Annotated in this window: 8 protein-coding genes; 3 read left to right on the top strand and 5 right to left on the bottom strand. The window is 41.3% G+C overall.

Translation table 11 applies throughout. The features are described from left to right. Nucleotides 1-82: 82 nt before the first annotated feature. Entirely contained in the window at nt 83-2,404 is a 2,322-nt protein-coding gene (locus IEY42_RS21090) for a putative bifunctional diguanylate cyclase/phosphodiesterase (RefSeq protein WP_229780228.1), read from the top strand. 114 nt (nt 2,405-2,518) lie between these two features. On the opposite strand, the gene IEY42_RS21085 is transcribed toward IEY42_RS21090, so the two are convergent. From IEY42_RS21085 to IEY42_RS21065, 5 genes are all read right to left on the bottom strand, one after another. After that, the gene (locus tag IEY42_RS21085; protein WP_188927166.1) at nt 2,519-3,268 is read right to left on the bottom strand and encodes an SDR family oxidoreductase; all 750 of its coding nucleotides are present in this window, start codon (nt 3,266-3,268) and stop codon (nt 2,519-2,521) included. Nucleotides 3,269-3,342: 74 nt separating this feature from the next. Continuing rightward, a complete protein-coding gene (locus IEY42_RS21080; protein WP_188927165.1) occupies nt 3,343-4,044 on the bottom strand; it encodes a histidine phosphatase family protein in 702 nt (233 codons plus the stop codon). Nucleotides 4,045-4,046: 2 nt separating this feature from the next. After that, on the bottom strand, nt 4,047-5,114 hold the full coding sequence (locus IEY42_RS21075) for a phosphotransferase family protein (protein WP_188927164.1): 1,068 nt from the start codon (nt 5,112-5,114) through the stop codon (nt 4,047-4,049). Continuing rightward, nucleotides 5,114-5,941 carry an SDR family oxidoreductase gene (locus IEY42_RS21070; RefSeq protein ID WP_188927163.1) on the bottom strand — a complete coding sequence of 276 codons (828 nt, stop codon included), beginning with the start codon at nt 5,939-5,941 and terminating at the stop codon, nt 5,114-5,116. The genes IEY42_RS21075 and IEY42_RS21070 overlap by 1 nt, the downstream gene beginning before the upstream one ends. A 9-nt stretch (nt 5,942-5,950) precedes the next feature. Beyond that, the gene (locus IEY42_RS21065) at nt 5,951-7,171 is read right to left on the bottom strand and encodes an acyl-CoA dehydrogenase family protein (protein WP_188927162.1); all 1,221 of its coding nucleotides are present in this window, start codon (nt 7,169-7,171) and stop codon (nt 5,951-5,953) included. A gap of 173 nt (nt 7,172-7,344) precedes the next feature. Between IEY42_RS21065 and IEY42_RS21060 the strand changes: the two genes are divergently transcribed. Both IEY42_RS21060 and IEY42_RS21055 read left to right on the top strand, forming a co-directional pair. After that, nucleotides 7,345-8,280 (top strand): LysR family transcriptional regulator, encoded by a 936-nt coding sequence (locus IEY42_RS21060; protein ID WP_188927161.1) that lies wholly within the window; start codon nt 7,345-7,347, stop codon nt 8,278-8,280. Nucleotides 8,281-8,331: 51 nt separating this feature from the next. Next, on the top strand, nt 8,332-9,059 hold a 728-nt coding region (locus tag IEY42_RS21055; RefSeq protein ID WP_188927160.1), incomplete at its 3' end, for a hypothetical protein.

Genomic DNA, 9,059 nt, shown 5'->3' with positions numbered 1-9,059 from the left:
TAGGTCAAATAAGATTTAATCGATAGCGTATTTTGTTTAAAAAACGTTCGCGATCTCACCCTGCGTAGGACTCCCTTCAAATATGACCGTGAAAATGGAAAACCGCTCGATAGAAGAAAAAATATTACTTGGTGTGACCGCAGCAGCAATATTCATTCTATCGCCATTTTTGATTAAAAGTATATTAGAATACAATAAGTTACGAATTCTTGTTGATCTTGTTGCTGTAGGCGGCATTTCCATCATTTTTATTGGTGTCTGGTTTACCAGCAAAGTTAAACTCTTTAGCGGCCTTTTTGCCATTATTGCTCATGTAAATATTTTATTCGGTATTTATATTGTGGGCAGCGATTTAATTTTTTGGCTTTTTCCTATTATTATCGCCAGTTTTTATTTATTACCGACAGTGATCGCATGTGTGCTTAATGGCTTATTAATCTCTATTGCTGGAGTATTAACTTACCAACATTTTGAGCATTTTTCCTTACCTCTCATCATGGCGTCGTTTGTGGTTACCGGGATTTTTTCATTAATCTTTTCTATCTTTATGCAGCGTAAAAATCGTCAACTTTTAGAAAAAGATAAAATAAACCAGCTTCGTAATAATATTCTGGAATTAATAGCCAGTTCGAGTAAATTATCTAAAGTGTTATCCGCTGTGGTGGAAGGCATTGAAAATGAACTGCCAGGGACAATGTGCAGTATTTCTTTAGTGGACGATACAGGCTCACAATTACGTTTAGCTGCCGGCCCCAGTTTGCCTGAATTTTATAAAGAGGCTGTAGACGTTATTCCAATCGCAAAGGGCGTAGGTTCGTGCGGGGAGGCGGCATCGCTCGGAAAAAGAGTCCTTGTAACCGATATTGCAACACACCCTAACAGGGCGCCGTGGGCGAAATTAGCCCATAAAGCTCAATTGGTGTCGTGTTGGTCTGAACCGATTATTAGCCATCATGGCACTACTATAGGCACAATTGCGATATATTTTAAGACGCTAGCGACCCCCACCGAAAATGAGTTTGATTTGGTTGAACAATTTGTCAACCTGACTCGCATAGCCATAGAACGTGACAAAGCGGATACTATTATTTGGCATCAGGCTAACTTTGATAATTTAACCCAATTACCTAATCGACATTTATTGCATGAACACTTATCTATCGCGATTGATAATGCCGAGCGTGACAAAAAACAATTGGTAATAGCCATGCTTGATTTGGATAACTTTAAAGATGTGAATGATTCTTTAGGTCATGCAGCCGGCGATAGAGTGCTTATTGAGTGCGCTAGCCGAATTAAAAACAGCATCCGAAAAAACGATATTGTCGCGCGTTTAGGTGGTGATGAATTTATTATCGCTTTTGTGGGGACAACGTCAGCAGAAGATATCGATAAAATTGGCCAAAAACTGTTAACCACACTGGCACAACCTTATGTCATAGAACATAAAAACTTTTATTGCACAGCCAGTATAGGCTTGGCTTGTTACCCTAATGATGGTTTAACCATTGACGCTTTAATGACTAACGCAGACCAAGCGATGTATCTAGCCAAAACACGTGGTCGTAATAGCATTCATTATTTTACAGAAAATATGAGTACTGACTTTCTAAAACGAATGGAGCTCATCGACGATTTACGCACCGCGGTTGAACAAAAACAATTTCATTTGGTTTACCAACCTATTGTTGATTTACATACTCATCGTATTGCAAAAGCAGAAGCATTAATCCGGTGGCAACATCCACAAAAAGGGTTAATTTCTCCGATGGAGTTTATTCCAATAGCTGAAGAGATTGGCCTTATTGTAGAGATCAGTGAATGGATATTCACCCAGGTGTCACAACAGGTGCATGAGTGGCGACAGCGGCATTGTGCAGATTTATCCATCAGTATTAACACTTCTCCAGTGCAATACCGAAATGAAGGCAAACTGGTTAAAGCTTGGGCTGATTCTCTGCTTGCACAAGGTATACCCTATGAGGCCATATCGATTGAAATTACCGAGCATTTGCTCATGGATAATCAGGTCGAAGTGGTCGAGGCGCTTGAAACATTACGCCAACAGGGGATAACCATATCGATCGATGACTTTGGTACAGGGTATTGTTCTTTTTCTTACTTAAAGAATTTTGCCTTTGATTACTTAAAAATCGACCAAAGTTTTGTGCAAAATATGTCAATCGATAATAACGACGCGGCACTGTGCGAAGCGATTATTATGATGGCGGGTAAGCTTAATATGCAAGTCATCGCCGAGGGGATTGAAACTGAAGAACAAAAACAATTACTTATTGATGCTGGTTGCACGTTAGGTCAAGGTTACCTGTTAGCAAAACCACTTTCTGTAATGGATTTTGAACAGCTTCTTATTAAACAAAATCAATCAGGCTCTACGACATAAAATCTACCGCGGGTTCGCTAACCAATTTTACTCCATTGATTCACGCTTATTACATCGATATGTTTAAGATGCAATAAGCGTCCTGCCATTCATTAGCCATATGGTTGATTGCGATTAACTCATTTTACGAATAGTGCTTATCGGCGCAATACGTAATACCCAATGTAAAAGGGCCCATGGATAACTAGGGACATAGGCTGTCGCTTTTTCTTTTTGAATTGCGCTAACCATCGCTTTACACCCTGTTTCGGTATCGACAATAAACGGAACCGTTTTCACTTTTTCATTAATTTCGGTACGAATAAAGCCTGGGTGAATACAACTGACTTTAATGGGGGTTCCCATCACATCAATACGGATACCTTCTGTGAGTGATGTTAACGCAGCCTTTGTTGCGGCATAGACTGTCATCGCGCGTCTAAAGCCACGGACGGCACTGATTGAAGAAATGGTGACTAGGTGACCGTTGTTTTGTTCGCGAAAAATAGCCATTGCGGCTTCACATTGGGCTATCGCGGCGATAAAGTTAGTTTGCGCTGTTTGTAGGTTCGCCTCAAAATAGCCGGTGCCAATCGATGCTCCTTTGCCCATGCCCGCATTAACAATGACGCGATCTAACTGACCAAACTCTTGTTTAAATTGGCTGAACACGTCAAAGACTTGTGGGTGGTCATTGACGTCTAGTGTTTTAATTAACACAGTGATATTAGGGTTTATGCTAAGTAACTCTTGTTTTAATTCTTCTAAGCGATCTATACGTCGCGCGCACAATGCTAAATTATGGTTTTGTTTAGCAAACTCAATCGCCATGCCACGCCCTAAACCCGAACTTGCCCCAGTTATTAGTATATTTGTCCGTTTCATATTATGCTCTTTTTTATTGTTTTGATTGGATTATTTATCATGACTTATGCATTGTTGGCAGTACTTTTTATTGCCTACAGTAAACTGTATAAATGACGGTTATCACCGTCAAAATAACCATGTTCGTTCATGGTAATCACACTTAAACGTTGATGTTTAACTTGTAATTGAGTGACGCTAGCATTAACCACTTGTTTGTTAATGTTGAAAAATTGGCTTTCAGGTATCGATAATATTTGCATTATTACCGTGCTAATGACACCGCCTGAAGTAAATACAAATAAGGTTTTACCATTGTCAGCTTGTTGCACCAACTGGGTTAATCCTTGGCTAACGCGTTGGCTAAAATGCAGCCAAGATTCGCTGTATTGGGCAATATTATCAGTGTACTGCCATTGTTGAATCGCTTGGCTAAACAGAGTAATAAAGGCCTTAGCAGGAGAACGTTGCTGGCTTAGGTAGTGTTTCATCGCTTCTGGATTCGCTAAATCTGGGCGGTAAACGGCAATCACTTGTTCGTGATCAAATTCATTCCAAGCGCGGTTTATTTGCATGTCACGATGAATTAAAGGTGGCGACAAGCTGGCTAAACACGCATCCCGGGTTTGTTGATGACGTGCCATATCACCACAAATAATCTGATCGGGGCGAATATTACGTTGATTAAAATGCTTAGCCAAATGTTGCGCTTGGCTTTGACCTAATGGCGACAAGTTATCGTAATTGTCACTGCCAAAACTTGCCTGACCGTGGCGGATTAAATAGATGTTTGCCATGGTTATCCTTGTTGTTTCATCGCGCGGTGACAGCGCCACATTAAGTAATGCGAAAAAATCCAAAACTGTTTAAAAGCTGGGTTTCGGGTTTGCTTATGGTGATAACGATAATATATTTGCTGCACAATCCCTGCTAAGCGGAATAAACCGAAGACTTCGTAAAATCGAAAATCATCAATGGTGATATTCATTTTATTGCAATAATATTCAACCACTTGTTTACGCGTTAACATGCCTTTTAGGTGGGTAGGTTGGCGACGAGTCATTTGGGCAAGAAAGTCATCATCAGCTTCAACCCAGTAGGCAAGGGTGTTACCTAAATCCATTAATGGATTACCTAAGGTCGCGAGCTCCCAATCAAGTACGCCATTCACTTTACTGATGTTATCAGGGTCGAGTACTACGTTATCAAATCTAAAGTCATTGTGAGTTAAGCAAATCGTTTCTTGTTCGGGCTTATGTTGCTGCAACCAAGCCATGACTTTTTTACCCGAGGGCACATTCCAGGTTTTAGCCTGGGTGTAACGTTGGCTCCATCCATTGATTTGGCGTTGTGTGTAACCTTCACCTTTGCCGATGTGATTGAGGTTGGCGACATCTACGTCTACTTTGTGTAACTCTATTAAACAATCAATGACATTGGTACACAGTGTTTGAGCTTGTTGTTTATCAACGTTTAAGCCTTTGGGTAGATTTTGTCTTGGAATGATGCCATTCAATTTTTCCATCACATAAAATTCAGTACCTAACACCGTCTCGTCTTCGCAATGTGCAAGCATAGCTGGTACATAAGGATAAACAGGCTTGAGTGCTTGCTGTAAACGATACTCTCGCCCCATATCGTGGGCGCCTTTGGCTTTAGTCCCCATTGGCGCTCGGCGCAATATAAGCTCACAATTGTCATAAGTGAGGCAATAAGTCCAGTTTGAAGCCCCACCGGTGTATTGGGTTATTGTTAGGTCGCCTTCAAGCCCACCGATATGTTGTTTTAACCATGGGTCGATTATGTCTGGGTCAAGCTCTTCACCAGAGCGAACAGACTTGGCTTTATCTAAATATTGTTGGTTCATTAAGCTTGCTCCTCCCTTAGCAATTGGCGTAAGCGCAATGTTTGCTTTAGGACAATAGTAAAGTACCAGCGCAGTGGTAACAATCGCTTGAGTTGGTATAAACGTTTGCCTTGTTGATGGGTTAGCAGCAAAAATTGTTTATTGGCCTCACCCTGGTAAGCAATATTAGCCACTTGGGTCGCATCTATTGGCGACTTATCAAACAATTTACCTAGGAGCTTTTCCATTGTCGGTAGTTGAGTGCGTAAACTTGTGCCAAGGTTGGTTTTAAAAAAGCCGGGGCACAATACACTCACATTAATATTGTCGTCAGCGAGTTCAAGCCTGAGAGTTTCAGATAACGACACCACCGCGGCTTTTGAAGCGTTATAACTGGCCATAAATGGAATAGGGGTTAAGCCCGCTTGTGATGCCACGTTAACAATACTGCCGAAACCTTGCTGCTGAAAAATAGGCACAAATTGTTGGCACATATTAACGATACCAAACAGATTGATTTCCATTACCCAACGCCATTGAGAAATAGGTTCGGCGGCAATTTTATCTGCAGAAGCCACGCCGGCATTATTAATCAATAAATCAATTTGCGGCCAACGAGATTGCAGGTCATGCGTCAATGCTTTAATACTGGTGGGGTCGGTGATATCGCATGCGCTAAAAAATGCCTTACCGCCTTGGGCAATAATTTGCTCGCACACTTGTTCACCGGCTTGCTGATTAATATCGGCAACACACACTTCAGCATTCATAGCTGACCATTTGAGAGCTAATGCTTTACCTAAGCCAGAAGCGGCACCGGTAATCACCACATGTTGTTTCGATTTCATTGGTTTACCTTATTTGTATTTAGCCAACTCTAGACGAGATACCATCGCCATGTGCACTTCATCTGGGCCGTCTGCTAGGCGTAAGCTACGCGCCATTGTGGCAAAACCGGCTAATGGCGTATCGTGATTCATGCCCGCACCACCATACAATTGAATAGCCATATCAACCACTTGAGTTAACATATTAGGCACTGCAACCTTAATCGCAGAAATATCAGTCATAGCATGCTTAACACCAAGGTTATCGATTTTCCATGCAGCATTGAGGGTTAACAGTCTTGCTTGTTCGATAGCTATTCTCGCTTGCGCTATACGCTCAAGGTTACCACCGAGTTTGATAATAGGTTGACTAAATGCAACCCGTGATTGGCCACGTTTAATGGCCAACGACAACGCCCGTTCTGCAGCGCCGATAGCTCGCATACAATGGTGAATACGGCCCGGCCCTAAGCGACCTTGGGCAATTTCAAACCCTTTGCCGAGCCCCATAATGACATTCCCCTTAGGCACTCGTACATTAACGAGATCCATTTCACCATGGCCATACGGTGCATCGTAGTCACCATAAGCGGTTAACATGCGCGTGATATTGACACCTGGCGTATCAAGCGGCACTAATACCATGCTGTGGCGTTGATGTTTTGCTGCATCAGGGTGAGACAACCCCATAAATATCATGACCTGACAGTTTGGATGGCCTAAACCCGTAGACCACCATTTACGGCCATTAACGATGACATCATCTCCGTCTTCAATAATGGTGGCTTGCATGTTAGTGGCATCTGATGAAGCGACATCAGGCTCTGTCATGGCAAACACAGAGCGGATATCACCAGAAAGGAGTGGTGAAAGCCATTGGGCCTTTTGTTGTTCATTGCCAAAATGATAGAGCACTTCCATGTTGCCGGTATCAGGTGCATTACAATTAAAAATCTCTGGAGCTAGGATTGAGCGGCCCATTTCTTCTGCTAAACAAGCGTATTCAACACACGTTAAGCCTTGAGCTAGAGTGGCATCAGGCAAAAATAAATTCCATAATCCGTCGGCTTTAGCTTGTGCTTTAAGGGCTTCTATTTGTTGTGATAATTGCCATTGAGTCCAATCACTGCTGTGATTCAACCGTCTATTTTCAGCGAGAATATCGGCTTCGATAGGCAGAATGTGTTGATCAATAAACGATTTCACTCTGGTTAAATATTGTTGTGATTTTTCTGTGGTGTAAATGTTCATTCGATCGTCCTGTGTGATCTAAAGTTTAAAAAGCTGAATAACGTGATCAAAGCCTGTTTATGTTGTCAGCATAACGTAGTATTCTAAGTGAACGAAATGAAATAACTTGCTAGCAATTAATGAATGTAATTCATAGTTGTTTAAGCGCAGTTAAGATGCACATTGAGAGAAGCATGGCCGATACCAAAGCAATTCAGCAACTTGACTTAAATTTATTAAAAATTTTTGAAGCGTTGTATTTTGAACAAAATATGACGTTAGCAGCAAAGTCGTTATTTATTACGCCTTCGGCGGTCAGTCATGCCATAAAACGACTTCGTTTAGTGTTAAATGACCCACTATTTGTGCGTCAAGGTCAGCAAATGCAAGCCACTGCCGCGTGTCAACGTATGGCGCCACAGCTGATTAATGCCCTCAATCGTATTAGGCAAGTATTGCAACAGTGTGGTGAGTTTGACCCACTCACCACCGAACAAACCTTTAACATTGCCATTCATGAAGCATTAGAAAGCCAGTTGATGCCTGCGTTGATAACTCACGTAGCAAAATTGATCCCACATGCTAAAATTTGTAGTATGGCTTTATCTCGTGAACATATATCGCGTCAACTTTCTAATGGGGAAGTTGATTTAGCGATTGATGTGGCAAGGGCCGTCAATACGCCTTTAATGCATATGCCGCTTTTATCGGATCCATTTTGTGTGTTGATTGATGCAAGTCAACAACCTGAGCTTGCCAACAACTTTAACCAACAGGCTTATTTATCGGCAGAGCATGTTGCTGTTTCTAGTCGGCCTATTGGGCGGGTTATGGAGGATTTATTGTTGCAGCAACAAGGGATAAATCGGTTAATAAAATACCGTTGCCAAAGTTATCAAACAGCGGCCAAGATGGTGCTAGGCTCTCGATTGATACTGACACTGCCTCGCTCAATTGCTGAACAATTTATTGATCCCAATTTATTGGTTTGTGCAATGCCATTTAGCTTAACTGACATCGATACGCACCTTTATTGGCACAGTAACACCGAAACTGATCAAGCCTTAAGCTGGCTTAGGCAGCAAGTTGTTCGTGTCGTGCAAATTAATCAAACTAAGATGACAGATTGATGTTGTCTTACAACAAGACAGTAATAGCCGCATTCGCATATTGAGGTGATTTTGAATATCAAGCCATTAATAGCTGCAACACCGTTTACTCAATTACGTTTTAGGCATTATCAAATTCACCATTTGCTACTGCCTTATGCACTATACACTTTGAGCGTTATACCTATTTATTTGTTTTTCATTGTGTCCGATTTTCATCATATTCACGTAGATTTATGGTTGGTTATCACGGTGAAAATTTTATTGTCGCTGGGTTGTGTATTGATATTGTTGTTATTGCGTAATCGCGCGCCACAGTATTTAGAGCTTGGTGAATTTGTATTGGTATTTAGTGTTTTTGCATCACTGACCTATGTTGCCCAGTTGGCAATGATTTTTGGTGATGAGCATTATCAATCAGCAGGCTTGCTGGCATTAGTGTATGTCGGCTCATTGTCGCGCATGGCCTTTAACAAGGCATTTATGTTGTTAACATTAATGTTATTGACCCATCTCGCGTTGATTTCGTCAGAAAAAATTAGTCAGGATTTTGCCAATGCGGTTGATAATTTAACCCTATTTATTGCTGTGTATTTTGTGGCTGTTATAGGATGTTTACGGCGTTGGTCAGAGTCACAAAAAAGTTTTTTAAAATTTACTAAAATACGTAATCAACAGTTAGCGTTACGTAAAAACCAACAATTCTTATCAAAACAAAATCAAACCGATCCGCTAACCAGGGTGAGATCGCGAACGTTTTTTAAACAAAATACGCTATCGATTAAATCTTATTTGACCTA

The organism is Shewanella algicola, assembly GCF_014648035.1.
Taxonomy (GTDB): Bacteria; Pseudomonadota; Gammaproteobacteria; order Enterobacterales; family Shewanellaceae; genus Shewanella; species Shewanella algicola.
This window is presented reverse-complemented; position numbering and strand designations above follow the sequence as displayed.